This is a genomic window from Streptomyces sp. NBC_00322, from assembly GCF_036147535.1.
Lineage (GTDB): Bacteria > Actinomycetota > Actinomycetes > Streptomycetales > Streptomycetaceae > Streptomyces.
Map to the genome: position 1 here is coordinate 51,674 of NZ_CP108019.1, position 26,453 is coordinate 78,126.

Sequence of the window (26,453 nt, forward strand, 5' to 3'; positions counted from 1 at the left end):
ACTCGACGGTGGAGCATGGTCGCCCAAGCTTGTCCTCTAAAGGGCTGCTGGCACGTTGGCTGACGATACCGGTCGCCCGGTGGAGTCCGAGAAGCTGAACGAGGGTCTGTTGCACGGGTCCCGCGTACGTCCTGAGGCTCTAGTCGGGCGTCGGTTGGAGGAGTTCTTCGCGTCCTGGCACCGGCACGGCGAGGCGCCGGCTGGCCCGCTGGACGTGTGGCTGATCGACAGCCAAGGCGGCTCTCTTCACATCACAACAGGCTCGCACCGGTTCCTGATGGTTGCCCACGCAGCCCGAATCAAACGATCACGTTCGGAAAGCGGATGGCTTCTGAGGTAGGCGGAGCTGCAGGGTTGTTTCGGTCGCAGGCGTAGGGCGGGGTTGCCGGACTCGCTTGACCAGGATGGTCTCCACCGTGGGGGGCTTGACCCACGTGGGGACGGGGACGCCCGGTCCATGGGGTGTGGCGGGGGTCGGGCCCAGCGGCTGCGTGCTGTCGGTGAACGGGGGTCCGTAGCGCCGGGGATTGCGGATCGGTAGTCCGGCGCGTGTGTATCCCGCCGGCGGGAGAGGCGGCTGTGGGCGGAGCCAGGTGCGTGTGAGTCGGGCGCGTTTGCGGGTCTGGGGCCCGTGGATACGCAGGTAGTCGAAGTCCCCGGGGGCCACGGCGTGCTTCAATGGCGGGTTGTCCGCGGCTGGTGTGTCCTGCGTGCTGTGTGCGGTGGTGGGAGCTTCCTGGATGCGGATGACGACGGCTGCGGGTGTTCGGGCCGTGTGCGCTGGGGGTGTCGTCTCCTCCGGCATGAGGTGCCTGCGGGAGATGCGGGTTGATGGTGGGGCCGTGTCCTTGTCGGCGATGCGGTCCCAGGCTGTTTCCCAGCGCTGCACCTTGCGCCGGGACTGGCCCATGGTTTCCATGAAGGCGGTGACGTGTTCCCGTGAGGGGATGGCTTCGCCTCGCAGGATGGCGCTCAGGCTGCTCTTGGGCAGGCGGTGATGTCGGCCGTTCGGAGTCCTGCCCGCCTTGTGCTGCAGGGCGCTGAGGGATGGCTGTCCCTCTTTGGCGCGCAGCTGGATCATTGCGTGCCGTAACTGGCCGAAGGTTTCGATGAGTTGTGGGTGGGTGAGGGCGGAGTCGACGGTGGCGGCCAGGTCCTGGAAGTCCTGCGGAGTTCCTCCGCGGCGGCGGCGGTTTTCCTCGGCCCAGCGGGCGGCCTTCCACAGGCGCAGTGCCTCGGTGGTGCCGGCTTCGGCGTCGCATGCGCTCGTGTATGCCTCGACGAGGCGCCAGGAGGGGACGGTGTGTCCGTTGGCGGCGCGTGAGAGCACCGAGGCGGTGAATCGGTAGTTGATCGTCTTCGCCATCGTCGCGTAGCTGATGCCCTTGCGCTGGCGCTGTGCCCGGAGCCACAGCGCCAGCGCCTCTAACTGGCGTGTTCCAGCGGCGACGGCGTGCTCGCGCCGTCCCATGGGGAAGGGGTCAGATGCCTTCGGCGGGCGTCGGCTGCCCGACCCGCATGCCCTTCACCGCGCGGACGGCGACGACGAGTACGCCCGCGATGAACTCTCCGACGCCGAAGATCGGCATGCCGAGGAGGGCGAGGCTTGCGGCCACCAGTACGACGACGAGGACGACGATGACTTCACCAGCGGTCAGAGCACCGTTGGACCGATCCCCGCCACGCGGCGGCATGATCTTGAAACGCATGATGGTTCTACTCCCTGAAGTTGGCATATCAGCGCCCCATTGCGGGGCACGATGGTGTGGCTGCACAGTTGAAGCCGGCGGAGGCTTCCAGACCTGACCGCCGACCGAGGAGATCCTCTCACCGGTAATGCGACCATCACAACGAATCGCCCCTGAAGGCACGGCAGTTGATACGCACACGTCCGAGCGGCCGTGCCGTGGTCAAGGCGAACGGGTGGGCGAGCATCAGCGTCCGCACAGCGAGGGTGCAGGTCAGCAGAACTAAACCCGCCCGTTGATTCAATTCCGTCCATGGGACCGTTGCCGAGCAAGCGTCGGCAGTGACACTCTCCTAGTAACGCTGATTCCCGGACGCACCGGGAACTCCCCTGGCGTCGTGGCTGCACCATGAAACAGGGACCGGGCACCACCGCGTTCCAGCGCGGCGCCCTCGAGGGTGGCGCATCCCCACTGGATGCGACCACCCTCCGCCCTACCCCACGACCACGTCCTCGAGACACCGGCACCCAAAGTGGCGTGCGCCCCGGGCCGGGGCAGCCACGGTTCCCGAGGACTGCCATGACCAGCGTGAGGGACAGGGTCTGGCAGATGAGTCCGCCCTGAACGGCATGAAGGACCGTCACATACTGGCGCCGCAGCCCGGTGGATCCTCAGCCGCCCCGAGACCCTCACCGAGATCGAACACCTCTGCCTCAAGACCGTCCTGGCTCAATGCCCCGAACTGAACGCTCTCACCCAGCACGGCCGATCCTTCGCCCACCTGTTCACCAAGCGCCAGGGCGAACGGCTCCCCGACTGGCGTCGAGCGCCGATCAGCTCAACCCACCCGCACAAGCATGGCCGCCCGGGAAAGACCCGGATCCACTGCCCCACCAGATACGCGGCTTCGCCCGGCGTTCGTGGTTTCGCCATCAACACGGGAGCGAGGCGCGGCCGCGCGGCAAGGTGGCCACGGCTACCGCCATCCGGACGGGGGTGCCGCGCTACTGTTCCTCAGCCCTGAGGCGCCGCCGGTTGAAGCTGCGCCGCACGCTGAGGCGATGCACCTGGGGGATGTCCTGGGCACCCTGGCCCGCCGCTACCTGACAATGGCTCCGGTCCGGCCTGCGGTAGGGCATCGCGGACGCGTACGGGGCGCTGAGCTCCACTCGTCTCCCCTCGGCAGTCAGTTACCAGATGCCGTCGATGACTTCTTCGAAGGTCAGGTGCCACTGCGAGTCCTCATCCTCGAAGGGCAGAGGGTCGAACTCGGTGATCTCGGCGCGGAGTGCGTCGACGCGTCCTTCCGTGTCTTCGTCGTCGCCGTCTTCCAGTTCCTGCTGAAGGATCTGGAACTTGGTCAGGGCGTAGACGAGCGATTCGGCGTCGCGGTGGATTGCCGTGTAGATGAGCTGCGTCTCACCGTCGCCGAGGGCGTAGACCGTACCTGTGTCCGGGGCGAGCGCGAGGGTGGTGTCGGCGAACATGCCGAGCACGAGCCAGTCACGGCATTCCTTGGGGACCGTCCCCTTGTCCGCGTACCACTCGCTGAGGTTGATGGAGTCGTCGGCGCGGAGGCTGGCCTTGGACATGAACCACTCGGTGTCCGGAAGGCCAACGCTGCTCAGCAAGAGCGCGGTGCGGTAGTTCAGCTGGTTGTGCGTGGCGCTGTACCGGGGGAAGTAGACGACACCCGTCAGCCCGAAGGCGGTGCGTACCTCGTCCGGGGACACGACGAAGTTCATGCTGAGACCTTTGCATTCTGGGTGGGCAACTGGCGATCAATGCTAGCGACCATGGTGAGCCTTCAGCTCCTCCATATACTTTTGATGCTCGATATCACGTTTGTGCCTACTGACGTCTTGATCATATGTGTTGGTATGATGGACGGTATCGGCGTTTTTGAAGTATTTGTCCAACCACGCGTCGCAACGAGGCCGTTTCTGGCACGGCTCCCGCTCCGTGAACACTTCCTTCAACCCGTCTTGCTTGCCGTTATGCAGGAGGGGGTAGCCGATCGACCGCTCTGAGTGCAGGCTCTTCTCGGAGTAGCCGACGAGAACGCTCTCTCCGCGCCCGTCGGGGTCGACGTAGCGCCCGGCGGCATAGTTGTTCCCGCTGTAGTCGTTGCGGGCGTACCGGGCCAACTGCGTGGCCTGACCGAGCTCATCGGTGTACGGGTCGACCTTGGTCGACGTCACCTTCTGCTTGTACGTGTCCGCAACACTGAACTCTTCGCGATCCCCCCGGGTAGAGGGTCGGTAGGCCTTGCCGTCGTCGAGGATGCCGTCCAGGCGCTGCTTGTCCGTACTGTCCAGAGCCTTCAGGTCGCCGTCGGCCTCAAGCCGGCGCACCGTTCCGTCCGCGTCCAGGAGGTATGTGCGCACGTCCTTGCAGCCGTCGATGTCTTCCTTGGTCTTTTTGTCGCTCTTCTTGTGTTCCTTCTTGGCCTTGTCGATGTCGGCACCGTGCTTCTCCAGCACGTGCACGGTCTCGTCGGCCTTCTTGTCGACGGCGTCCTCGGCCTTGTCCATGACGGTGGCGAGCTTGTGGAAGCGGCTGTCCTTCTTCACCGAACTGCGCCGCTTGCCGCCACCGGTCTTGTGCAGCGTCTTTTTCTTGTCGAAGTCCCGCTTCGTCTCGTCGTAGCCGCCGGACGCCTTCTCGAAGTCGTCGAACTCGATCGCCAAGTCTGTTGCCATGTCCGCCGATCCGGACACGTAGCCACCGGCTTTGCCGTCGTCGTGGGCGTCAAGCGCGTCGGTAAACAGGTCTTCGATCTTGCCGAGGATCTTTGCCTCGATCTTGTCGGTCACGACCTGGGTGATCTGGCCGACCGCGTAGTCGATCGCTTCGTGCAGGGCAATCCGGCATGCAGCGATCGCGGCCGCGCTCAACAGTCCGCTGAGTCCCGCGGTGAAGAACATGCCGATGACGCCGGCTGTGGCGGCCGCAGCTGTCGCGCCGAGCTCGGTGATGCAGACGATCTTGCAGCCCTCAATGAAGCCTGCACAGTCATCGAGGGCCTCCGCCAGATCGTCCAGGGCTCTGGAGAACGTCGCAAGATCTCTGGTGCTCAGCTTGCCCCAGCGCCGGTCGATGGCGTGGACCGTCTTGCCCTTGCTCTTGCCGCCGACGATGTAAGAGCAGGCCCGATTCCCCTGTGTGATCGCATCGTTGATGCCTTCGGCAAGGTGTCGGTAGTCCTTGGCCGTGCTCCGGACCTCGTCCTCGTCGATGTTCGGCCAGTTGACGCCGACAAGGTCAAGGACTTCAACGAGATCATCGGGCAGCGTCTTGCCCACGTTTCATCTCCCCCGTGAAACAACAGTTTTCCCTGCTTAAGCCATGACGTGACGAGACGTCAACGCAGTTGGCACCACATCAGGCCAACCCCACCCGCCTCAGGACGGCGTGAGGCAGACCAACATCTCGTCGGTTCCGACCATGATGTTGCCGTTCTCCAACGCCGCCACTGACCGCACGGGCGCCCCGGGCCGGAAGAACCGCCCGGCGGCCTGGGTCTCCACCGCCGAGTACTCCACCAGACCGTCCTGCCAGCCGATCACCAGCACGGGCCCATCGGGTGTCGCAGCAGCGGACAGAGCTGTCACAGCGCAGTTCCGCTCGCGCAGCGCAGTAGCCAGCGGAGCCCGGCCCGGCGCCCACATGCGCACCCGACCGTCCTGGCCCCCGCTGTAGATGAGCGTGCTCCCTTCGGCCAACTCAAGCCCGGCCAGGCCCGTTACCGCACCCTCATGCAGCGCCTGGTGGGCAACAGCGATCGTCTCGCCGTCCAGCATCACCACCTGCACCGTGCCGGCGCCGTTCCCATACGCCACGGCGTCACCGGCACAGGCGAGGGCCGTAGCGGAATCTTCGACGCCGGCCACAAGCCGTTCCAAGGGCTTCGCCTCGGTCTCCAGCAAGCTGGCGATCCCCGTGGAGCGCGGCACCGTGCGACTCTCCTGGAGCGACAGACGCCCGAAGCCGTCCAGGACCGCCAGTCCGCCATCTCTCCCGAAGGCCACCGCCGTGGCTCCTGGGACCGCCTGCGGCAGACGCCCCTGCGCCTGCCCGTCCTCTGCCTCGACCAGGCGGACGATGCCCTGATGATCAACTACCGCAACACTGCCCGCTGTCTCGCCAGCGCCCACACCCAGCGCCAAAGCAGGCCCGGGCCACGGCGGACTGATATCGCCGCGGACCCTCTTCCAGCACACAGTCCAGCCTGCACCGCAGGCCAGCGTCTGCAGCTCGTTCACCAACCTTGGATCAGCGTCGTCTCCAAGAGCCGCCCACAACACCAAAGCCCTCTCAGCCGGCGAGCACGGACGCGTCAACGCGCCACCGGCACGCAGCCACGCGGCACGCAACCCTCCATGCGGGTCCGCGGAAAGCTCGTACAAGGCCGTGACCTGCACAGGATCAACGCCACACACAGAGCGGGAATCATCAAGATCGGGAGCAGATTGTTGGCTGCCAGGCGGCGCCGGCTCCGACGACTGTGCGGACGCCGCCCACACCGCGTAGCGCTCCTCGTCCCGCCACTGAGCCGCCCGCAGATCCATGACGGCCGGAGCCAGGGCCGACAGCCCCGCAGGAACTTCGCGCGTCTCGACGATCAGGCGAACATGCTCGAACCGGGCCAGCGCACAGATCAGTTCCTCGACCGTCTCGGGCGCAGCCGCGTGATGCAGGTCGGGCAAGATGATCACGGTCCGACGTCGGTCAGCAGCCACCGCAGCGACCAAGTCGCCCGGCGTGCGCGCGGCCGAGCCCAACTGCTCAGCCAGCAGCCACGAGGCCGTCAACGCCGAATGCCCGGCCAGGGGAACGAGTCCGTGGACGCGGCGCTCCATCACGACATCCGGCCGCGTCGCCTGCTCAGCGAGCCATGCCAAAAACAGTGACTTACCGCAACGCTCATCACCACTGACCACGCAGACGCGCGGGGCATGTGGGTCACGCAGCCACTCCAGGATCGCCACACCGGCAGGCTCGCGCCCCGCCGGAGGCGGAGACCACGCCTGCGGGCTCACCGGCGCGCCCGCTCCGCCGTATACCGGATCAACTCTTTGAGCCCTTCTTCCCGCGACTCAGCCGTATCCCCGTAGTCGAAGCTGTGCGTGAACTGCGCATTGGGGAACTCCCCCGCCATCCACGCCGCGCAGTAGTGGCCCGGCATCATGCACGCCTCCAGCTCGCAGTACACGCGCTTGACCTGGCGTCCGTCGACGCCGGCGTCCTGGAGCTGCTGCCAGATCAGCTCCTCCGGGTGCAGCTTTCCAGGACCGGTGGCGTCCGTGACGATGTGCTTCTGCCCGTCCGTGTCGACGTACTCGATCGCCGCCGAGAAGCCGATGTTGAGCGCGTGCCGCACATCGTCCAACACCCGCGGCCACCAGTCCTCGCGCCCTTCGAACGCGTCAGGGTCAATGAGGCGCAGCTCTGCGTTGAGCTCCCGGAACGCGGCCGCCCCACCGGCAAGATCCCTCGAGGCAGCGATGACGCCCAAGCGCCGGTCCAGGGCCGCGAGACACTGAACGAACGCGGACACATCCGTGTTCACGAGCATGCTCGGCTCCCCGCGGTCCACGAAGACCGCGTGCACGACACCGCCCGCGTCTACAGCCACGTGAGCCAGCCCATCGGTACCCACGCGCACCCAATGAGCCTGCGCCTCATCGCAGCGCAGCCCGTGATGCCCGGCGTACAGGCCCAGCGTCAAGCCGTCCGTCTCGCCTGCGGCCGCGAAGTACGGAGCCACGCCAACGGGCACGCCAACCTGCTCCAGAACTTCACGCACACCCTCCTGCACGGCGGCACCAAGACTCGACAGAGACAGCCGCCGCATCCCGTCTCGCCCGAAGTGGCCGACGGCCGAATGCGGAGTCTGATCTGGCATGGACGAACACCTCCCCGTAATCGATGGATCTCGACGAGCCTATCCATCCGCGCATCGTGGACTTCGGCAGGCCGCGCCACGCCAACACTCGGCCAAGCCCACGCCCCCAGCCCGCACCGGGAGACCGCGCTCGGGGTCTGCGCGACCGCCGACACCGCCGCCCCGCCTCCTGATGCGGATGGCCGAGGAATATCCAGACGACCAGATCCAAACAGCTGCAAAGCAGCTCTTCGACTTCCTGGCGCCGCCCGATGAGCACCGAGCGCGGGGCCAGGCGGGCGTGAAGGCACGGCTGAACGTGGGGCACCGCGACGGGCCCCGGCCCGCGGCCTGCTCGCGCACTTGGACGCCCGCACCGCGCCGGGTCCGTCTCGCTGGTCCGGGTCCGCAGGCATCGGCTTCACGGACGGCCGCCTCTGCTGCTGCCGACCGAGATTCAGGCGATCCTGGATGGCTGCGCGAGGCCGGACGCCTCGGTGGGTGAGTGGGCGGGGAACCTGCGCGACCGGCTGCTGTTCGCCCTGCTCGCGGAGACCGGGATGCGGCTGGGTGAGGCTCTTGGCCTGCGGATCGGCGACTTCGTCATGGGCCGCGGCGGCACCCCTTATATCGAGATCGTCCCGCGCGAGGACAATCCGAACGGGGCCAGGGTGAAGATGATGCGCCCGAGAAAAGTCTATGTCGGCACGGACCTGGAGCGATTTTTTCGCCGACTATCTGACGCATCTGGCCTGCCAGGCCGCCGCGTTGGGCATGGAGATTGGTACGCACTCGCCGCTGCTGGTGAACCTGACCCGGCCTCCGCTGCTGGCCGCCCTGCGGGAGGGAACGGTGCGGGACAAGACGGCCGCCCTGCGCAAGAAGCGCATCGGCCCGTCATCGTGGACACCGCACTGGTTCAGGCACAGCCACGCGACCGCGCTGCTGCTGGCAGGGACTCCGGAGTGGGTGGTCTCGCGCCGGCTCGGACACGCACACGTCCAGACGACGCTCGACCTCTACGGCTGGGTCCGGGAGGACGAAGCCCTGCGGGCCGCGGCGAACTGGAGGTCGTACATCTCTTCCTGGCAGGTGAGCGGACCGGCAACCGCCAGGGCGACAAGCCCTATCCGTCCGGCACTTACAACTGGATGCTCCGCGAGTTCAGCAAGATCGTGAACATCACCGACAGCAAAGGCCAGGCAGTCGGCCTGAGTCACACCCACCGATTCCGTCACACCAAGCTGACCAGGCTTGCCGAACTCGGCCTGCCCGTCCATGTGTTGATGCGCTATGCCGGGCATGCCACCCCGTCAATGTCGATGCACTACGTCGCCGCCCGCCAGGAACACGCCGAGCAGGCATTCCTCGCCACCGCCAAGCTGCGGGCGGACGGCACCCACGTCACCTTCTCCCGCGACGACCACGACAGTCTCCACCTGTTCAACCGGGCCGAGCGGTTCCTGCCCCATGGTTGGTGCATGCTGCCTCCGCTGCAGACCTGCGACAAGGGAAACGCCTGCCTGACCTGCTCGGTCTTCGTCACCGACGCCTCCCACCAACCAGCCCTTGAACGACAGTTGGCCGAGACCAAGGCTCTGATCGACCGCTCCACCACCGCCTTCCAGGAGCGTCACGGCCGCCCCATGCCCGAGGACAACGTCTGGCTCCTGCAGCGGCGGGCCGAGCACGCGGCCCTGACCCGGCTCCTGGAAGCCATCGGTGACAAACCCAATTGCGCCGTCCAGGGCGCTGGCTGCGGCACCACACCGGCAGGCCCCGTCCCACTCGCTCTCGACCTCGACCGCCACCGAAGGACCCAGCCATGACCGACGCCCGCACCAAGCGCGCCCAGACCCTGAACGCCGCAGCCAAGGCGAAGTCGCAGGCCAAGACCAAGGCCGCCGAGCAAGCCCTCCGCACCCTCATCAAGCGCGGCGAGACGATCACCTTCCAGGCCGTCCAGCGCGAGGCAGGCGTCTCGCATGCCTTCCTCTATAACCACCCCGACCTGAGCGGACGCATTGAACGCCTACGGTCCCAAGCCCGTCCCTTTCCCGCACCAGCTGCCCCCGCTGACGCCGAAAGCACCCTCGTCCTCACACTGACCAACCGGATCACACGCCTGAAGAAGCAGCACCGAGAAGAAGTACAGGCCCTGCAGAACGCGCTGGAGCAGGCCCATGGCGAGAATCTCAACCTCCGCCGCGAACTCGCCCGGCGTGGCCTGCCGCGAGCGGCCCTCGCCGAAACGGAGTAGCGGCCGGCCAACGCCATGCCGCAGGATCAGCCTCGTGGAGACAGTGGCGCAGTGGGTCCGCACATCCTGGACCAAACAATCCCGCGGCGGGCTCGAAGCCGCACGTCGGAACGCGACCCCGACGGCCTTTCCGCTGCCGCTCGGCTCACCACCCTTCATGCACGAGGTCCGGATGCACGAAGCCGAAGACTTCCAACCCCGGTCTGTGATGCACGACAGCATGCCCGACTCCAGCACGGACGCCGGAGCGCTCCTGCGGGAAGTCGACGGACTGCTGCGGGTTCAGCTGGTCGCGACGCCATCCGGCATGCCGCGCAGATGGCGGCGTCCCCCTGCCGTTCGCCTCGCCCGCGGAGAGTGGCTCCGCTGGCAGATCAACTACCGCTTCACCGGTTCATGCGGTGGCGAATGGACCTACCGTCTCGACACGCTCAACATCGTCCACGGTCCGGCACAGCCCGATCTCTTCCTTGGCACTCCCACCCGCCACGTCAACGAACTTGCCAGCCTACGCTGACCCACCTGGCATCAATCTCATCAACGTTCTGACGTGCAAGAACGCCACATTAGAAGCGGAAACCATTGATAACCGAGGGCACCAGGAAGATCACGTTCTCCTTCCCCACGACGAAATCGAGCGTCCCGAGGTGAGAGATGACCTCGCGCTTGACCGACCGCTGGTGGTCGAAGTCGAAGTCCTCGAGCGACTTGCGGGATGGGAAACGAGCCGCGCGGATGCGGCCTTCAGCGCCGTGGGGTCGCGGGCGGCGACCTCCCGCTGCAGGCAGGCGGCCAGATACTCCTCGTGGCTCCACTCTTCCGAACGGGCCCGATCAGCGAGCCGGGCGGCCGCATCGCGAAGAGCCGGAGCCTTCAACGCCTTGGTGAGATAGACGAGTTCGGAGGTGACATCGCGACTGTTGCCCGGCCGCTTCGTGTTGTTCGAGCTCATCACGCTGCCCCTTCACCGGTGGTCAGTCCGCCGTCGATGACGCCGAAGATGCGGTCATAGGAGTCCAGCGACCGCTCTTCGACCTCGGTGAGGTCCGCGGGGGCCTGCTTCATCGCGGCAGTCCTTGCGGCCGGCCGCGGCAGCAGCATGGTCGGGATCGGTGATCGTCTGGTGCCTGGCCCAGCTGCGGGCATGGCGGGCGACCTCGACTCCGTCGCAGGTCACCAGGACCTGTTCCAGGTCCGCGGCCACCTCGACACGACGGCCAATGGCCAACGGGTGGACGGAGTAATCACAGGTTTCCAGGCGGACATAGTGGTCCCGCGGCAACCTGAGCGATGCCTTCCACCAGCCCGGCGGGGCGATGGGCGGCAGCGACAGCATCCGCGACCGGTCGGCCTCAAGCCGGTCGGACGGCCGGGCCTGCAAAGTGCGATGAACGCGCCGGTTGGCCTTGGTGAGCCAGTCGGCCAGCTGGACGTTGAAGTCCGCCGCCGAGGTGAACACCCGACCCGGCAAGAACGACGTCTCCAGATAGCCGTTCGCCCGCTCGACCAAGCCCTTCGCCTCCGGATCCCGCGGCTTGCAGGGCACGAACTTCACGCCCAGCAACCCGGCGAACGCCGCGAACTCATCGGTCAGCCGTGGCCCTCCGGACCGCCAGGAGCCGACGGCCCCTTCGTTGTCCCAGACCAGAACCCTCGGAACGGCACCGAGGTCGGTCAGCAGCCGCCAGTGCCCGGCAATCAGGTCCGCCGCAGACCGTGACGGCAGCATCAGGGCGGTGATCCACCGCGAATAGCCAGCCACCATCACCAGCACCGGCGGATGCCCCACTTGCCCGAAGCCCAGCGGGATCTCGGCCGGCGGAAACCACAGATCGCACTGCGCCAGCTCGCCGGGTTCATAGACCGTCCGCGACGCCGGATCGACGGGCCGATAGGCCAGACGCAGTGCACGGACCCGGTCCTTGAGCACAGTCAGGCCCCGGTCCCAGCCGATCCGCTCCGCGATCACCGTTGCCGGCATCTCCGGCCACTGCTCGAGCAGTTCGCGGATCTGCGGCTCGACGACATCGACGATCGAGCCCTTTGAGGCCCGCTGGTACTTCGGCGGAGCATCGTCCGCGATCGCTCTGCGAACGGTGTTCCTCGAGATCCCCAGCTTCCTCGCGATGGCTCTCACCGGCATCTCCTCGGCCCGGTGAAGCCGGCGGATCTCCGCCCAGTCCTCCACGCTGATCACCACTCCTCCCGACCTGACTCAACGAGCCAGACCCCTGGAGGGGGTCAACTTTCAAGCGTCGCTACTGGTCCACTTTTCAGCCGTCGCCGACACCGGCGCCACTGACAGTCCTCTGACCACCACCATCGGCCACGGTCCGGTGCGGGAGCACGCGTCCCTGATCACTGCCCGGCTGGCCGATCATCTCGCTGACACAGCGGCAACCCGCATGACGCTCCCGTACTCAGACGCCGGTGAGTACACGGGGGCGCCGCACCGGTCTGCCACGAGCTGACCGAGTGAGCGGAAGGCTGCGTCACATCCACCGCCGGGAAGCGACAAGCGCTGACTCGGGGGAAGATCAGTGCTCGCCTTCAGGGGCAACGGCCTCCGGGAAGCCAAGCCGATCGAGCAGCACATCGAACAGCTCCTCAACGAAGAGTTCCCGCGAGCGCAGGACTGTCTGGATCGAGGCCGCAACGACCGAGTGCCCGAAGCCCGCGGAGCGGGCCCAATCCAATGCGCCCTGGGCATGGCCCGCAACTTGGGCGTCCAGCTCTGCGCGCTTACGGTCGACGGCCCCGGCGAACGCGGGCGTGCTGATCCACTCGCTCATGTCGTCGACATCATCGGGAACTTCCGCCCACAGTCCGGCTGCTTTCTCCAGGTTCAAGCATGCCCCCCAGCGCTCCCCGCCTGGCTCCAGGCCACTCACCACCGCAACGTCACTGTCGTAGACGGAAACCACGCATGCCGAAGCACCCGTCCACACCACCAGCGCCTGCAGCGTCGCGTCCGGCTTCTCGATGACGCCGTCGTCGAACTGCAGCGTCTGCCAGCTACCCCCGCGGGGCCAATCGACGTGGACACTGTGACTGCCGTGCCCGACTCCATCGAACGCCGGCGCCTTCAGCAGCGGACGGTCGCTGCGGCCGAAGACCAACTCCCCCGAGAACCCATGGTCACTCCCCTCCGAGATCGTTGGGAGACACGCTAAGGCCGCCCACTGACAACGGAAGGCGGGCGGCCCGCCGACGGGTTACTCGGAGGCGCGAAACTGGTTCGGAACAGCCGTTCTTGACCGGAGGTGGCGTGCTGGTCAGCGACGTCGGTCAGTTCATCGACCGAGAACAGCTGCGCAGGGGCGTCGAAGGGCAGTGCCAACCTTGCCCAACGGGCAGTACGAGAAGGCAGGCCCAGGTCCCGAAGAGATCAGGAAAGCGCTGCTGGCCCAGCACAGGCCGCTCGGCTTCGCCTGGCGACCAAGGAGACCAGTCTCGTCCCTGTGCTGCGAGGCCCTGCGCGAGACGCGCCACCTGGCGTAGTGGAGGGTGCAAGGCATGACCGATGACGAACTCATCGAAGCGGTCCGCGCCGCCGTCACTGACCGTGACCTTCCTCCGCCCGCTTCCCCCCCAGATGCCGCCAGGGCCGAGGATGCTATCGGCTATCCGATGCCGCAGTTGTTGCGGCGCTTGTACCTAGAGGTCGCCAATGGTGGCTTCGGCCCATGGCAGTGTGTCTCGCTGACGGACACCGGCCGGTGGTACAGCGACGAACAGGACATCATCGAGGCTCACCGCCTCTTCGCGTCCTCCACCAGCGATCCCGACTTCCCAGCAGCGCCACCAGGGGTGGTCCCGCTCATGGACCGTGGCTGCGCCATGTGGACCATGGTCGATTTCGACACCCCTGAAGGACGTATCTGGGATTGGGATGCCAACGAATGCTGCGTTCTGGTCCCTACGAGCTCGTAACACGATCTTGTTGAAGTGCCCTGGTCGGGCGTGACCGATGTGACGATTCCGCCGTTCGAGATGCTGTGAGCACTCGGCCGTGGATCGTGGACGACGACTTGTGGGCGCTGATCGAGCCGTTGTTGCCGCCCTGGCCGCAGAAGTCGCCGGGGCCGCGGCCGATGGCGGACCGGCTGTGTCTGCGCCCGGCCGCCCGCGCAGACGCCCCGACTCGCTCCTCGGCGACAAGGCCTACGACTCGAAGGCCGTGCGCCATGAGCTGCGACGCCGCCGGATCCTGCCGGTCATCTCCCGCAAAGGCGCCCCGAACATCAAGGGCCTGGGCAAGCTCCGCTACGTCGTGGAGCAGACCTTCGCCCTGCTCCACCAGTTCAAGCGCCTCGCCGTCCGCTGGGAACGCCGAACCGAACTCCACGACGCCTTCGTCTCATTGGCCTGCGGCCTCATCTGCTGGAGGCGGCTTAAGAGGCACCGATCATGATCGTGTCACGAGCTCTACGTACGGCGACGCCGGGCAGGAGGCAGCAAACGTACAAGGAACATGCGCCTCTCGCTCTTAAAGACGGCACGGCAGGCTCTAGTGAAGCTATCGACTACTTCGTCCATCAAGCGCTTGTCCCCCCAACGTTGCTCCCAGAAGTCGACTTGATCAGGATTCTCGGCAGGGGGCATGCCTTCACTAATGAAATCGGCCAGGTGTTCGAGCCATATGTCGAGATGCACAACAGCAAACTGGGCAAGGGCGGCGGGGTACTCCGGCGCCTCTACTGCAACGGCACTAACCGTGCGCTTCAAGTCAACCTGCGACTGGCGGGCAGCCTGGATTTTTCCCATCACTGCTACAGGTTCCAAGCGGCGCCACCGAACGTCGCCCATGATCTCATCGACGGCGTCGCGCTGAAGCAACATAGCTGTCGCAAAGGCATTTACGGCAGTCTTGAGGGACTTCTTGGCCTCCAGGGAGGACTGTCCGCGGCTACTGATCAAGGCAGCTCGCGTGGCCCCGAGGGCCCCCGCCATTGCCCCTAGGAGCGAGCCGGCTACGCCCGCTAAGGCCACCTTCGTTTCCATGTCCACTCCGCGCATTGTGCCTGTCTGTTTGGCACGAGGCGCAAGCTCTTCAGAGAACGACAGTGCGCGTCGGCCCCACTGGCTCGTACCCGTCCATCGAGCCAAGGGCACTTGGTCGGGTGCTGAACCTTGGGCTGGGTCATAGGCGTGCGACGTGGCCTACGCGTCTTACTCCAGCCTTCACCCCACCCGCACTTTAGCTACAACTCACACCACTCACCCCGAGGGCCGGCCGCCCGCATCTGGGTGAAGTCGTGCACCAGGCCCCACGCCCGATCGATATGCAGGACAAAGTCGCCCGTGAACGCGGCGAGGTCGTCCATGATCGGGACTTCGACCTCGACATCCGAGGGTACGGTGCCGTCTCCTACGAGCAGAGACATCCGCTCGGTGTCACTCATCAGATGGACGACCGCGTGATCATCTCGGAAGGCCAGGATCAGCACCGGGAACTTGCTGTTCGGCGACCGAACCTCGACGTACCCCTGACCACGGGAACGCAGGTCGTTGAAGCGGTCTGACAGATCCTTCACCTCGGAACGTCTCTCAACCGGATGGAACAGTCCCGATTCCGGCGACGTCGCCGCCCACACCATGTTCATCCAGCCCCGCTTCCCCACACAGGCCACCGCCCACGATCCAGGGCCACGCTCCCACGCTCCACCACGACACGACTACTGGGACTGGGGAGCATGATCGTGTTATGAGCTATACGACGCTGTCGATTGCTCAGTGGCTTACCGGGTGGCTGGAAGGCTGGGTCGTTGCCGGACCCTACCCCCAGTTCCGTATACACGACGCGAACTGCCTGAGCCGATAGCCGATTCATCGACACAGCGTCACTCGCCTCGCCGATCAGCACGCCGGGAAGCCAAAGCCGCGGCCTGGGAAGTCAGTTCTTCTGGAAGGTATGGCCCGAGAGTGCCCCGCCGCCCCCGCGGGTCCGTTGGGACCATCCCCGCGGGCGCGGGGAGCAGAAGCGCGGCGGAACGTCTCCGACGACCCGCCCGGGACCATCCCCGCGAACGCGAATCGGCCGCCAGCCTCAGCTGACGGCCGATCGGGTAATACCAGCCCGCCGTCAATCTCCGCCGGACCGGGCGCTCCTTTCGGATCGGCGGGAGTCAGCCCCTACGCGCGGCCCCCATCTGAATCATCAGTACGCGGAGGGAAGGCCTGGCCGATGCGGCTCAGTACATCCGGCATGGCTGGGTTCCGCATAGCATCCGGGAAATTCGCTGCGATCCAATCAAGTCGGCTTTCGACGAAATCGCGCACCGAATCGACGAATGCGTCGAACGGAACCGTGACGGTGCCAGGCTCATAGCTGGTGGAGACGTGCAGCTTTTCTTCGCTGCGCCTGAAGGAGATGAAGTCGTCCGATTCGGAGAATCGGACGGTCTTCTCATCCGTCACCTTCAGCTCGGCCACCGCGCCGGACAGCCGCAGACACCAGTCGATCAGCGTCACCCAGCCGAAACGCGGACTCAGATCCGTGTTGCCGAACAGCATGACCGCATCACCCATAAAGGCGCCCTGAAGAAGATCGGGGCGATAGACCTGCGAGAGGTCGCTCTCCGCCTCGACCCTCCTCCCGGTTCCCGGGTATCCCTTGATCACGAAATCGAGTTCGATCGTCTCTCTCATATCGCTCATGCTCGTGCTCACGGTGACGCGATGGGGTACATGCCGCCGAGTTGTCCGTTGGGTGTCATCCATACCCTCACGTAGTTCTCACCGTTGGCACCAGCACCGTCCCACTGGAAGATGTGTTCGTGGTTGCCGGTCTCATCGAGTTTTCCCGTCTTGGTCTTCTCGTTGACTCCCTCGAGGACCTTCGCGAAGAGAATGTCCTCGTCCACATCAGCCGCGAACTTCGTACCGACCGACGGTGTGCCGTGGCCGTGAAGCGGCAGAGTGTGGACCGCGATCCGGTCCTGGATCTGCCGGAAGTTGAAGTCCATCGGCCCGCAGTTGTGCACCAGCAGCGGCGTGGCCCCGGCCAGTACATAGTACGAGTGGTTGACGGATACCGTGAGGTCGTGGGTGAGGCGCTGCTTGTGCCACTCCCTAACGGACTCGATGACCGCCAGTGAGCCGTCGGGCGTCCTCAGCGTCATGCTCGGCTTGAGGTGACCGGCCTCGATCCATGCCCTCTCGGAGGCGACCCAGAAGGGGTGTAGCTCCGTGGCCTTGATGCTGCCGGTCTGTTTGCCGTTGCGGATCTTGAGGGTGACGAAGTCTTTGTCGTGCTCCGTGGTGATCAGGCGCTCGACCTTGCGACTGCACACTGTCCTGGCTGCGTCAACTGGCGTACTGCGGATGTGCGCAATACCGTTGAAGGGAGTCCTCACCTCTACGGCTACGACCTTGGCCCTACGCAGAATTGCGTGCTGGTTCGCTGAGAGACCAGCGGCCAACGGCGGGCCCGAAAGCATTTCATTATTGAAACAAGGGGGAGCACTTCTGGGCGAAAGGCGCAGTCTCCAACACGCACAATGTGGAGTCCGTTGCTCTACACGCCGCTCGTCGGTTCGACCCGAAGCGCGCCTGGATTCACCGAGGTGGACGCGTTACCGCTCCCTCCTGTCGCCCATTCCAGGGCACGCCTGCTCCCGGCATTTGCTGTGAGTCCTCCCTCTGGGCGACCGGGAAGAATTCGAAGATGAATAAGGGCCTTGTGGCTGGTGGTTGCTGTGCCGAACTTTCTGCTCATCAGATCCGCAGATCACCTGCTGCTCGGCGTGAGCTGGTCCGGTCTGACACTCACCGAGACGCGCCCTGACGGTATGCCCGTGCTCAAGGCTGCCACCGACGACGCGCTAATACTGCTCACCTTTCCGCCTCAGCATGTGGCCGAGGAGACCTCACGGCGCGACGAAGCGCCGCCCCAGATCCTGCCTTCGGGCTCCGGCGCCCCCGTGCCCGTCTGGCATGCCGCTCTCTCCGGACCGAGCAGGATCGCGTTCAATCTGCCGCGCGGCACGACGCTCGTCCCGACAGTGGACGGCGTCCTCCAGGCGCTGAGCCGAGGCCGACCGATCCCGCCCACGTCACCTCCACGGGCCACGGACACAGCTCTCGAACTGCCCTGGCGGATGACCTTCTCGTTCGAGGATCGCCTGGGCGATCACGACGTGATGTCCGTCCATCCCGTGCTTCCGGTGACGCTCGCGGGAGTCTCCGGCCTGTGGCGGGCCCGTCTTGCCGCCACCCGGTCGGAGCCGGGAGCGCCTGTCCGCGATGCCGCTCTCGCGCTGCGGGCCATCGACGAGGACACCGCCAAGGTGGCCGATCCCGTCTTCTCCGACCCGCTGGGCGGGCCCATCCCACTGGGCAGGGCGGAGCGGACACGGCTTGCCGCCGAGGCCAGTGTGCGTCCCGCACGGGCCACCAGGCTCGAATTGAGCGCCTTGGGCGGCACGCTGTCGGCCACTGGCCTGTGGGAGAACTTCCAGTGGGAGCACGAGGCAGTACTCGGCCGGGACGTCCGGGTCCGCACGGTGACCTCCGGCGTGCTCTATCCACTGGGCCACCGGGCCAAATACGTGGAGCTCAGCGAGCGGATCTTCGACCAGACGGCCGGAAACGCCGCCGTGCTCCGGAGCCAGTTCGTCCTCACCGTCACCGAGCCGGTGCGCCGCCCGCCCCCCGAAGGAGCCGCCGCCCGTGCCTTCCCGTTCGGGGATGTCGAGATCACCACCCTCGCGTATCCGAACCTCAAGAGCGCGGACTGGCAGGACTTCAAGAACCCGGCAACAGGGCAAGTTCACAGCGACGTCTTCTTCCAGCCGACCACGGCGAATGACGGGCCTGTTGCCTTCCCCGTCCGGTGCGCGGCTCCCCTCCGCGACGTCCGCTTCGACCTGCCGTTGTTGTTCGTCGCCGATGTGGCACGGCCCGGCTTCTCCTCTCTCACCGATCCCGACTTCGAGAAGGAACTCGCGAAGGTCTACAAACAGCGCTCCGTCCAGCTGCCCGGAATTCCCATCGACCTCGTCCGGGCGAACGTACGTCGCGATGGCGACGTCCACGAGGTGCACGGCATCACCATCGAAGGCAGCCTGCACTCCACCGGGTACCGTCCGCGGCTCAAGGCTCTGGAGGTACGGCTGCCCGCGCTGCGGACCCTGCTGGGCAGCGACTCCCCGAAAGAGGTCCACTTCACGGCGGAATACCTCAGCCAGGGCGCGACCCAGGACGTGCTGCTGAAAATGGCCTCTGCTCTCGACATCAGCTTCGTCGGCCGGACAGCCCGGTCCGGTGGCCTCGTAGCGCCCCACCTCGAAACAGACGCGATTTCCCGCACGCTGGGCCCCATCGATACGGGGGCACTACCAGCCCCGGGGACGGGGCTCATCGATCCGGGCCAGCTCTTCCCCCCGGACGCCACCCTTCTGGGATTCGCCCTCAAGGATCTCGTGACCGACCTCAAGGCACCGCCGGCGATCACGTCTATGCTCCAGCACGGCCAACCGCCGGCGGCGAAGATGGCATGGACGGGGGTCAAGCTCAAGAGGAACGGTCCCTTCCAGCCGACCGGTCAGAGCACCCTGGATCTGACCGTGACGGTATCGGCCGCCGGCGCCGACACCGTTTGCAAAGTACGTGACTTCGCCCTGGTGCTGCCGTCCCCGTCCAAGCCGTTGCTGCAGCTCCAGTTCGCGTCGCTGACCTTCACCCACCGCAGCGGAGGCCCACCCAGGATTCAGGTCGACGGGGTGGGGGTGAAGTTCCTCGGCGAACTTCAACTGCTCGAGCAATTGGGGGACGCCGTCGACCTCGGCGACCTCGAACCGTACATCGATGTGACACCGGCCGGCCTCGTCGCGCACTACTCGTTGCCGCTGCCCTCGGTCACCGCGGGCGCGTTCGTGATGCGCGACCTCGCGGTGAACACCGAGATCACCATCCCGTTCGACGGACGGCCGGTGTCGGTGTCCTTCGGCTTCGCGAGTCGGGAGAACCCGTTCAGGCTGGCCGTCCTGATGTTCGGCGGCGGCGGGTATCTGGAACTGGAGATCGACCACACCGGGCTGCGGCGGCTTGAGGCGGCGCTGGAGTTCGGTGCGATGCTCGCCGTCGACTTCATCGTCGCCCGTGGTGAGGTCCACGCCTTCGGCGGGGTTAGGTTCGAGCTGGCAGGCAGCGCGGTCACGCTCACCGGCTATCTGCGGATCGGCGGGTGCGTCGAGGTCCTCGGACTGGTGTCGGTGTCGGTCGAGCTGTGCATCTCGCTGGCTTACCAGTCCGCCACCAAGGCCCTCGTCGGCCGGGCGACTCTCGTCATCGAGATCGACCTGACCCTGTGGTCGGACAGCGTCGAACTCGACAGCGGCACTTGGGTGCTGGCCGGCGGTGGGAGCCGCAGAGACCACGACATCTTCGCCGCACGCGACGCCGACGAGGGACTGGAGCGATGGCGGGCCTACCAGGCCGCGTTCGTCCCCCTTCCGACAGGAGACCGGTAATGAGCAAGATCGGTGAGGTACTGGCCACGGCGACCCTTTCCTTCAAGCCGTCGCATGTCGTGTGGAGCGGGAACGGGCAGAGCGTGGCCGCCATCGGCTTCCAACCCGGGTCCAATCCGTTCCGAACCCGGTTGCTCGCGGTTCTGAACGCCGCGACGGGCGAGAGGCGCTGGACCACGGAGACCCTGGACACCAGGTCCGTCGCGGTCAGCCCCGACGGACGGACGGTGGCCGTCGCGGGCCGGCTGGGCGGCGTGCAGACGATCACGGAGTTCGTGGAGTTCGTGGACTGCAACGAAGTCCCGCCCAAGTTGCGGAAGGAATGCGAAAGATTCAACCGGGAAGATGCCGGCCTGCAGGTCGTCGGTCACAAAACGCCTCGCGATCGACTCAGTGTGGTGGTGGTCGAATCCGGCACCGTGCTGTGGGGGCAGGACGACCCAACCGCAGAGATCCAACACGTCGGTTACAGCCCCGACGGCAAGCTGCTGGCGGCCTCGGCTCAGCGGATCCTCCTTCTCGACGCCACCAACGGCCAGCCACGGCTTGAGCTCGATTCCCTCTCCTCCCCCCTGCTCCCCACCGCCTTCAGCCAGGACTCCCAGCGGCTGGCGACGGCCGACTCCACACGCATGACCCTCGCCGACTTCACGGCCGGCGCGACGCGGTGGGTCACTTCCCTCCCCGAACCGGTCACGCAGTTCACCTTCTCCAAAGACGACACCACGCTGGTCGTCTCGACGGAGCGTCAGGTGTTCACCCTCAGCACCGACAACGGTGACGTCCTGACGTCAGTGGATCTCCAGGATCCGCTCCTCGGTGCGCACCCGACCGTGTTGAGTCCCGACGGTCGGCGACTGGTCAGGGTCGGGCCGGTGGCTGCGACGCTGTGGGACGTGGCCGACGGCAGCCGACGTTTCGAGACGCCGGTGGGGAACTCTCCCCAGGTCCGGTTCAACCCCGTTCTCCCGGAAATCGCCATCACGTCGGCCGACGGAGTGAGGGTAGTGAACTCCAGGCTCGGCACCACGGTGTGGGAACAAGCCACAGACCCCCTGACCGACCTCGCGTTCTCCACGGACGGACACCGGCTCGCGGTCTGCGGAGGCTCGCGCCAGAGCTCGGGATTCGTCCAGATACACAACATGAACCCCACGAGCGTCTCCCATCAGACACTCGACGGCCCGGTGAAGCACATCGCTCTCACCTCCTCCCCCGGCCCGCTCGCCGTCGCGGTGAGCCATGACCCCGAAGCGAAGGCGTCGGTGTTCCACGCCGACACCGGCGAGCAGGTGCTCGAGAAGGTCCACCCGGGGGTCATCAATTCCCTGGAATTCAGCCCGGACGGACGCCACTTCGCCACCGGCGGCAGCGACGGCGGCGTCCGACTGTTCTCCGCTCTCACGGGGGACAGAAAGTGGTTGGTCCCACACAACGCACCGGTGAACGCGCTCGCGTTCCTTCCCTCCGACGGGGACGACGACGTGGTGACCGCCGCAGTCGACAAGACCGCCCGTCGCCTCGCGCGCGACACCGGCGAGGAACGGTGGAAGCTCAGTCATCCGCAGGCGGTGACCCTGGTGTCCGCCAGCCCTGACGGCCGGTTCGTCGCAACGGCCTGTGCGGACCGTTCGACCAGAATCCTGAACCCGTCCACCGGCGCGGAACTCTTCCGCTTCCTCCACGACGGGAAGATCAGGGCGATCGCCTTCAGCCCGCAGGGCTCGATGCTGGCCACCGGCGGCGACGACGGGGCAGTGCTGATCATCGACACGGCGACCGGGCGGGAGCTCGCGCGGTCCGTTCACACCCGTGAGGTGACCGCGGCCGCGTTCAGCCACGACGGAAAACTGCTGGCGACCGCCGGCAAGGACCATGCCGTCAATCTGTTCGATGTCACGGCCGACCCCCCGAAGCTGGCCTCGGGCCTGGCCTTCCCGCAGACGATCACCAGGCTCGCCTTCCACCCGACCGAGCCGCAATTGGTGCTCGTCAACGACGAACCGAATCCCACGTTGACGATCATCGATCCCGTCGAGGGCACCGAACTTAGCCGGCTCGCCCATCCGGCCACGGTGAACGACCTGGCGTACAGCCCCGACGGAAAACTGCTGGCGACCGCCTGCGAGGACACCATTGCCCGTGTCTACCCGGGAAGCCGACAGCCATGAGCACACTCGTGTGGGTGGCGGTGCCCGCCGGGCTTTCCTCGCCGTCGACCGCCCGGATCCGCGTCATGGTCGTCCCCCGGCTGGGCGCGGGCTCCCTGGCCGACCTCGGCCTGCAGGACTGGCCCGCGCTTCTCGCCGACGCCTCGTTCGAACTGCAGGTCAAGTTCGACGACGGCATCCGTGAGGCCGACCGCGCTCCGGTGTACGACCCGGTCGCCGACAGCGACGCCTGGCACGCGTTCTTCGACGGGGGCGCCGGGGTGATCGACGAGTGGACCCCGAAGCAACAGGCCGCTCCCCAGGTCCGCCCAACCTATTCCGACGCGCGGGCCGTCGTGACGTCCTACCGGGAGTGCACCAGCATCCTGAGCGTCCCCGCACCCCACGGCGAGGCGGCGGCCGCCGTCCGGCAGCGGATCGAGCGCTGGAAGGCCCCGCTGTCGCCGTCCGTCCAGGTCGAGGAGCCGCTCCCGCCGCTCCCGCAGGCCATCGACTTCCACCGGGCCGTCGCGACGCTGCGCGAACACCCCACGGTGTTGCAGGCCATCGGGCTGGTCTTCGAGCTGAGCGCCGGGGTCGACGACCTCGATGTCGGAACGGGCCCGCGGTTCCTGCGCATCCGCGGCACGGACCTGCCGGTGGACGTCACCTCTCCCTGGACCAAGTACGACCTCGCCGAGGACGCGTTCTGGCCCGCCCCCGCCGACGGCTCCAGTGGCATCCACAGGGGAGTTCTGGATCTGACGGGAGTCGGCCTGCTCGACTGGGCGGGCGCCACAACCCCGCGGTGGGCGCTCAGCACGCTCGACGTGGACGGCGCCGTACGCGCCCTGCGCACGGAGGCCAGGGCGCTGGACGGCAGCGGCGAGCGCCGGCCCGCGCTGCCGGACCTGCGGACGGGCGGGCTCATGCTGATCCGTCCCGACCGCCAGTCCGACTTCACCGCCCGGGCCGGTATCGCCGCGGGCCGGCTCGGAGCGGCCCTGGGCAACGCCGAGTTCACGGCCGAGGACCTGGTGCTCGGCTACCGGGTCGACATCCGTGTCGGCGACGACCCCGACTGGCGTTCTCTGTGCGAGCGCCAGGCCGCCTACGCCGTCAAGGCCCCTGACGGGCGCACCATCACCCTGGGCGACAGCACCCGACTCGAGGAAGGCCACGTCAAGCCGTACGCGGCGGTGAAGACCCCTGACGGGCGCCTGCACGCCGACGAGGTCGTGGCTCGCTGGGACGGGTGGAGCCTGACAGTGCCGCTAGTGAACCTGCTCGGCGGTACCCCCGGGGCCGAACCCAACCCCGCGCAGGCACCCCCGTACGAGTTCCGCTGGTCCTTCGCTTCGCCGGACGGTCGGCTGCCCCGGCTGCGGTTCGCGACCCGCTACCAGATGCGGGCCCGGATCGCCGACCTCACCGGCGGGGGACCGGGCCTGGACGACCCGCAGGGCACCGCCGACGCCACCGACACGGTCATCTACACCCGGAACGACCCCATCCAGCCGCCGCGGCTGAGTCACGACGGCACGTTCAGCACCGGTGCGGCCATCGACCAGATGGTCATCCGCAGCGACCTCGACCTGACCGCCGCCCAGTTCCACACCGCCAACCCCCAGTACCCCGCGGTCGAACGGCGCACCCTCCACCCGCCGACCGTCAGCTTCGCCCTTGCCGAGCAGCACGGCGTATTCGATCCGAAAGACCCCGAAGACTCCCGCCCTGAGTTCACGGAACGCACCTGGAAGTGGGCCCTGCGCGCGCTGCGCGCCGAAGGCGCCGGCGACCCGGTCGGCGCGCTTCCCGACCCGGCGACCAGCGGCATCAGCGCCCACATTCCCGCCGCCCCCGGCGGACTCGCCGCCCCGATCACCGAGCGGACAGACTGGCCCTCCTGGCCCTCGGCCGACCCCAAACGCGTCGAACTCTCCGAACAGCTCACCGCGAACCCTCCCATCCGGCTCGACTGGGACGGTGCCAGGCTGGACATACGGCTGGCCAAGGCCGAAGAAGCGGTCCTCGAACTGTCCTCCACCGTCCGCGACGGCTTCCTCGACCACTTCGCCGTCAAGGCCTGGCTGGACCAACCGGTCGACTCACCCGGGATCCCCCGCCCGCCGATCGACCAGTGGCAGGCCACCGTCCAAAACGGGCGGCACCCGTTGCTCTCCCCGGTCCGCAGGATTCACCTGGTCCATGCCGTCAGACGTCCACTGGCGGAGCCGGTCTGGCAGCTTCCGCCCGGGGCGGTGACTCGTGCCGAGCACGCGACCAACGCCGTTCTGCGGCCCGTCTTCTCGCCCACCGGGCTGAACACCGACAGCACCGGACGGCTGGAGATCTCCGCGTCCTGGCGCGAATGGTCGAACGACGGCGACCACCAGCAGAGCGTGGACCACCTGCACGGGGAGACCATCGCCCGGGGAGACCCGCCCGCCCTGACAGTCCGCCACGAGTTCGGCGACAGCAAACACCGCAAGGTCACCTACACGCTGAACGCGATCAGCCGCTTCCGCGCGTACTTCGACGTCGCCGACCCCGACAAGGCCTTCCGGCTGAGCCGCACCCAGGCACCCGTCACCATCCCGTCCAGCGCCCGCCCCCCGGGCCTCGCACTGCTGTCGACAACGCCTTCCTTCCGCTGGCAGAGCCAGGCGACCGCCACCCGGATCGAGCGTTCGCGCTCTTCCCACCGGCTGCGGGTGGAACTCGCGAGCCCCTGGTACGAGACCGGCGAGGGGGAACGCCTCGCCGTCCTCGTCGCCGACGAAGCCGGCGCGCCCGCGGTCCCGGTGACCCGGCTCGCCAGGGACCCCGTCTTCGCGTCCGCGCCGCTCCCGCCACTCGCCGCCAAGAGCTGGTTCGCCGGATTCAGCGAGCCGCCGACCACCTCTCCGGACATGGGCCCCTCGGTCTGGCTCGTTCCCTACGCAGTCACCCGCGAAGGCGACCGCTGGTACGCCGACATCGAGATCACCCCGCCCCCGACAGCGCCCTCCTACGCACCGTTCGTCCGGCTCGCACTCGCCCGCTTCCAACCCAACAGCCTGCCCAAGCTGGCCCTCTCCCCCGTCGTCGTGACCGACCCCGTACGGCTCCTCCCCGACCGCCGCCTGATCATCGAGCGGACCGGCCCCGACCTCCGCCTGTCCCTGCTCGGAACAAACCCGAACCCGCCCAACCGCCTGGAAGCCACCCTGGAAGAGGCACACGGTCCCGCCGGAGTCCTCCCCAGCGCGATCGACCTGGTCGACCTCACCACTCCGCCTGCCGCCGACGTCCCCGCCTGGCGTCCGCTGCCGTCCCACACCCTGACGAGCAATCAGCCGGAAATCCCGTCCACGCTGCGGATGCCCTCCGGCACTGCCCCGCTCCGGCTCCGCGTCCGTGAAGTCGAACGGCTCGACACCCCCATCGCGTCCGCGTCACCCGCCGAACTGAGAGACCGAACGGTGTTCGTCGACGCCGCCCTCCTTCCCGCCGACTGGCGGCCGAACTGACCCCTCCTGAGGTCCGTTCCAGCGGGCATGCTTCCCCCGGGGTAACGGAAAGACCAGCGTGATCTTCGCCGGGCCAGCCGACGCACCGCCGGTACAAGGCTCAGATTCTGGGTTGGCAGCCCGGGCGGCCTTCAGCTCGTGCTCCCGTTCGCCCAGGATCCAAGCCAGCTCGATGTTCTGCTGGTCCAGCCGGGTGATGGTGCGCTGGAGTTCGTCGAAGTCGGCGGGGCCCCCAGAGATGACGCGCAGCGGCGGCCAGGGCAGCGTCGAGTCGCAGCGCTGGACCAACCCGCGTTACACCACCTCGGAAGTGGTCCGTCAGGCCGCCGTCGCCCGCGCCCTCGCCCTCTACGCGGAAAGGGCAGGCTTCGTCGTCGACGATGGTGCGTGCCACGGCACCGGTCTTCCGCCTTTTCCAGGATGCCGATCAGGTGCTGGGGCTCGGCCGCACTATGCAGCGGGCTCTCCCAGGGGCCATGCT

Annotated in this window: 20 protein-coding genes and 2 pseudogenes; 9 read left to right on the forward strand and 13 right to left on the reverse strand. The window is 67.0% G+C overall.

Annotation, left to right across the window (positions count from 1 at the left end; genetic code table 11):
* Positions 1-307: 307 nt before the first annotated feature.
* The 6 genes from OG905_RS00175 to OG905_RS00200 form a co-directional block, all read right to left on the reverse strand.
* The gene (locus OG905_RS00175) at positions 308-1,471 is read right to left on the reverse strand and encodes a helix-turn-helix domain-containing protein (protein WP_328665276.1); all 1,164 of its coding nucleotides are present in this window, start codon (positions 1,469-1,471) and stop codon (positions 308-310) included.
* Between the two features lie 10 nt (positions 1,472-1,481).
* On the reverse strand, positions 1,482-1,709 hold the full coding sequence (locus tag OG905_RS00180; protein WP_328665278.1) for a hypothetical protein: 228 nt from the start codon (positions 1,707-1,709) through the stop codon (positions 1,482-1,484).
* A 1,169-nt stretch (positions 1,710-2,878) separates the two neighbouring features.
* Positions 2,879-3,433 (reverse strand): SUKH-4 family immunity protein, encoded by a 555-nt coding sequence (locus OG905_RS00185; RefSeq protein ID WP_328665280.1) that lies wholly within the window; start codon positions 3,431-3,433, stop codon positions 2,879-2,881.
* A 42-nt stretch (positions 3,434-3,475) separates the two neighbouring features.
* Entirely contained in the window at positions 3,476-4,993 is a 1,518-nt protein-coding gene (locus OG905_RS00190) for a nucleic acid/nucleotide deaminase domain-containing protein (RefSeq protein ID WP_328665282.1), read from the reverse strand.
* 99 nt (positions 4,994-5,092) lie between these two features.
* Complete coding sequence (locus tag OG905_RS00195) at positions 5,093-6,679, reverse strand: WD40 repeat domain-containing protein (RefSeq protein WP_328665284.1); 1,587 nt, start codon at positions 6,677-6,679, stop codon at positions 5,093-5,095.
* Positions 6,680-6,726: 47 nt separating this feature from the next.
* Complete coding sequence (locus OG905_RS00200) at positions 6,727-7,596, reverse strand: nucleic acid/nucleotide deaminase domain-containing protein (RefSeq protein WP_328665286.1); 870 nt, start codon at positions 7,594-7,596, stop codon at positions 6,727-6,729.
* Between the two features lie 678 nt (positions 7,597-8,274).
* Here OG905_RS00200 and OG905_RS00205 point away from each other — a divergent pair.
* From OG905_RS00205 to OG905_RS00220, 4 genes are all read left to right on the forward strand, one after another.
* Positions 8,275-8,754 (forward strand): tyrosine-type recombinase/integrase, encoded by a 480-nt coding sequence (locus tag OG905_RS00205; protein ID WP_328665288.1) that lies wholly within the window; start codon positions 8,275-8,277, stop codon positions 8,752-8,754.
* Positions 8,727-9,404, forward strand: coding sequence for a tyrosine-type recombinase/integrase (locus OG905_RS00210; RefSeq protein WP_328665290.1), 678 nt, complete (start codon positions 8,727-8,729; stop codon positions 9,402-9,404). The genes OG905_RS00205 and OG905_RS00210 overlap by 28 nt, the downstream gene beginning before the upstream one ends.
* Positions 9,401-9,835 carry a DUF6262 family protein gene (locus OG905_RS00215; protein WP_328665292.1) on the forward strand — a complete coding sequence of 145 codons (435 nt, stop codon included), beginning with the start codon at positions 9,401-9,403 and terminating at the stop codon, positions 9,833-9,835. Before OG905_RS00210 ends, OG905_RS00215 begins: the two co-directional genes overlap by 4 nt.
* A gap of 220 nt (positions 9,836-10,055) precedes the next feature.
* Positions 10,056-10,352 (forward strand): hypothetical protein, encoded by a 297-nt coding sequence (locus OG905_RS00220; protein WP_328665294.1) that lies wholly within the window; start codon positions 10,056-10,058, stop codon positions 10,350-10,352.
* A gap of 49 nt (positions 10,353-10,401) precedes the next feature.
* Here the strand turns inward: OG905_RS00220 and OG905_RS00225 are convergent, their stop codons facing one another.
* From OG905_RS00225 to OG905_RS00235, 3 genes and pseudogenes are all read right to left on the reverse strand, one after another.
* The gene (locus tag OG905_RS00225; protein WP_328665296.1) at positions 10,402-10,650 is read right to left on the reverse strand and encodes an ATP-binding protein; all 249 of its coding nucleotides are present in this window, start codon (positions 10,648-10,650) and stop codon (positions 10,402-10,404) included.
* Between the two features lie 136 nt (positions 10,651-10,786).
* Positions 10,787-12,032: pseudogene (gene istA, locus OG905_RS00230) on the reverse strand (IS21 family transposase).
* Positions 12,033-12,372: 340 nt separating this feature from the next.
* Entirely contained in the window at positions 12,373-12,954 is a 582-nt protein-coding gene (locus tag OG905_RS00235) for a hypothetical protein (protein WP_328665298.1), read from the reverse strand.
* A 397-nt stretch (positions 12,955-13,351) separates the two neighbouring features.
* Between OG905_RS00235 and OG905_RS00240 the strand changes: the two genes are divergently transcribed.
* Complete coding sequence (locus tag OG905_RS00240) at positions 13,352-13,768, forward strand: SMI1/KNR4 family protein (protein WP_328665300.1); 417 nt, start codon at positions 13,352-13,354, stop codon at positions 13,766-13,768.
* 83 nt (positions 13,769-13,851) lie between these two features.
* Positions 13,852-14,249: pseudogene (locus OG905_RS00245) on the forward strand (transposase).
* 14 nt (positions 14,250-14,263) lie between these two features.
* On the opposite strand, the gene OG905_RS00250 reads toward OG905_RS00245, so the two are convergent.
* From OG905_RS00250 to OG905_RS00265, 4 genes are all read right to left on the reverse strand, one after another.
* Positions 14,264-14,839, reverse strand: a complete 576-nt coding sequence (locus OG905_RS00250; protein WP_328665304.1) for a hypothetical protein — start codon at positions 14,837-14,839, stop codon at positions 14,264-14,266.
* Positions 14,840-15,039: 200 nt separating this feature from the next.
* Positions 15,040-15,441: a hypothetical protein gene (locus OG905_RS00255; protein WP_328665306.1), complete on the reverse strand. Its 402-nt coding sequence runs from the start codon at positions 15,439-15,441 to the stop codon at positions 15,040-15,042.
* Between the two features lie 529 nt (positions 15,442-15,970).
* On the reverse strand, positions 15,971-16,486 hold the full coding sequence (locus OG905_RS00260; RefSeq protein ID WP_328665307.1) for a hypothetical protein: 516 nt from the start codon (positions 16,484-16,486) through the stop codon (positions 15,971-15,973).
* A 17-nt stretch (positions 16,487-16,503) separates the two neighbouring features.
* A complete protein-coding gene (locus OG905_RS00265) occupies positions 16,504-17,277 on the reverse strand; it encodes a Hint domain-containing protein (RefSeq protein WP_328665309.1) in 774 nt (257 codons plus the stop codon).
* Positions 17,278-17,526: 249 nt separating this feature from the next.
* Between OG905_RS00265 and OG905_RS00270 the strand changes: the two genes are divergently transcribed.
* The 3 genes from OG905_RS00270 to OG905_RS00280 are packed head-to-tail and all read left to right on the forward strand — an operon-like array spanning position 17,527 to position 25,972.
* Positions 17,527-20,310, forward strand: coding sequence for a hypothetical protein (locus tag OG905_RS00270; RefSeq protein WP_328665310.1), 2,784 nt, complete (start codon positions 17,527-17,529; stop codon positions 20,308-20,310).
* Entirely contained in the window at positions 20,310-22,481 is a 2,172-nt protein-coding gene (locus OG905_RS00275) for a WD40 repeat domain-containing protein (protein WP_328665313.1), read from the forward strand. The genes OG905_RS00270 and OG905_RS00275 overlap by 1 nt, the downstream gene beginning before the upstream one ends.
* Positions 22,478-25,972: a hypothetical protein gene (locus OG905_RS00280; protein ID WP_328665315.1), complete on the forward strand. Its 3,495-nt coding sequence runs from the start codon at positions 22,478-22,480 to the stop codon at positions 25,970-25,972. Before OG905_RS00275 ends, OG905_RS00280 begins: the two co-directional genes overlap by 4 nt.
* The last annotated feature ends 481 nt before the right edge of the window (positions 25,973-26,453 follow it).

Excerpts from the sequence above, each read along its gene's own strand:
- OG905_RS00180 (WP_328665278.1), bottom strand. The coding sequence starts at position 1,709 with ATGCGTTTCAAGATCATGCCGCCGCGTGGCGGGGATCGGTCCAACGGT.
- OG905_RS00185 (WP_328665280.1), bottom strand. The coding sequence starts at position 3,433 with ATGAACTTCGTCGTGTCCCCGGACGAGGTACGCACCGCCTTCGGGCTG.
- OG905_RS00250 (WP_328665304.1), bottom strand. The coding sequence starts at position 14,839 with ATGGAAACGAAGGTGGCCTTAGCGGGCGTAGCCGGCTCGCTCCTAGGG.
- OG905_RS00215 (WP_328665292.1), top strand. The coding sequence starts at position 9,401 with ATGACCGACGCCCGCACCAAGCGCGCCCAGACCCTGAACGCCGCAGCC.
- OG905_RS00255 (WP_328665306.1), bottom strand. The coding sequence starts at position 15,441 with ATGAACATGGTGTGGGCGGCGACGTCGCCGGAATCGGGACTGTTCCAT.
- OG905_RS00275 (WP_328665313.1), top strand. The coding sequence starts at position 20,310 with ATGAGCAAGATCGGTGAGGTACTGGCCACGGCGACCCTTTCCTTCAAG.
- OG905_RS00265 (WP_328665309.1), bottom strand. The coding sequence starts at position 17,277 with ATGCTTTCGGGCCCGCCGTTGGCCGCTGGTCTCTCAGCGAACCAGCAC.
- OG905_RS00210 (WP_328665290.1), top strand. The coding sequence starts at position 8,727 with ATGCTCCGCGAGTTCAGCAAGATCGTGAACATCACCGACAGCAAAGGC.
- OG905_RS00280 (WP_328665315.1), top strand. The coding sequence starts at position 22,478 with ATGAGCACACTCGTGTGGGTGGCGGTGCCCGCCGGGCTTTCCTCGCCG.
- OG905_RS00240 (WP_328665300.1), top strand. The coding sequence starts at position 13,352 with ATGACCGATGACGAACTCATCGAAGCGGTCCGCGCCGCCGTCACTGAC.
- OG905_RS00175 (WP_328665276.1), bottom strand. The coding sequence starts at position 1,471 with ATGGGACGGCGCGAGCACGCCGTCGCCGCTGGAACACGCCAGTTAGAG.
- OG905_RS00260 (WP_328665307.1), bottom strand. The coding sequence starts at position 16,486 with ATGAGAGAGACGATCGAACTCGATTTCGTGATCAAGGGATACCCGGGA.
- OG905_RS00205 (WP_328665288.1), top strand. The coding sequence starts at position 8,275 with ATGTCGGCACGGACCTGGAGCGATTTTTTCGCCGACTATCTGACGCAT.
- OG905_RS00220 (WP_328665294.1), top strand. The coding sequence starts at position 10,056 with ATGCCCGACTCCAGCACGGACGCCGGAGCGCTCCTGCGGGAAGTCGAC.
- OG905_RS00200 (WP_328665286.1), bottom strand. The coding sequence starts at position 7,596 with ATGCCAGATCAGACTCCGCATTCGGCCGTCGGCCACTTCGGGCGAGAC.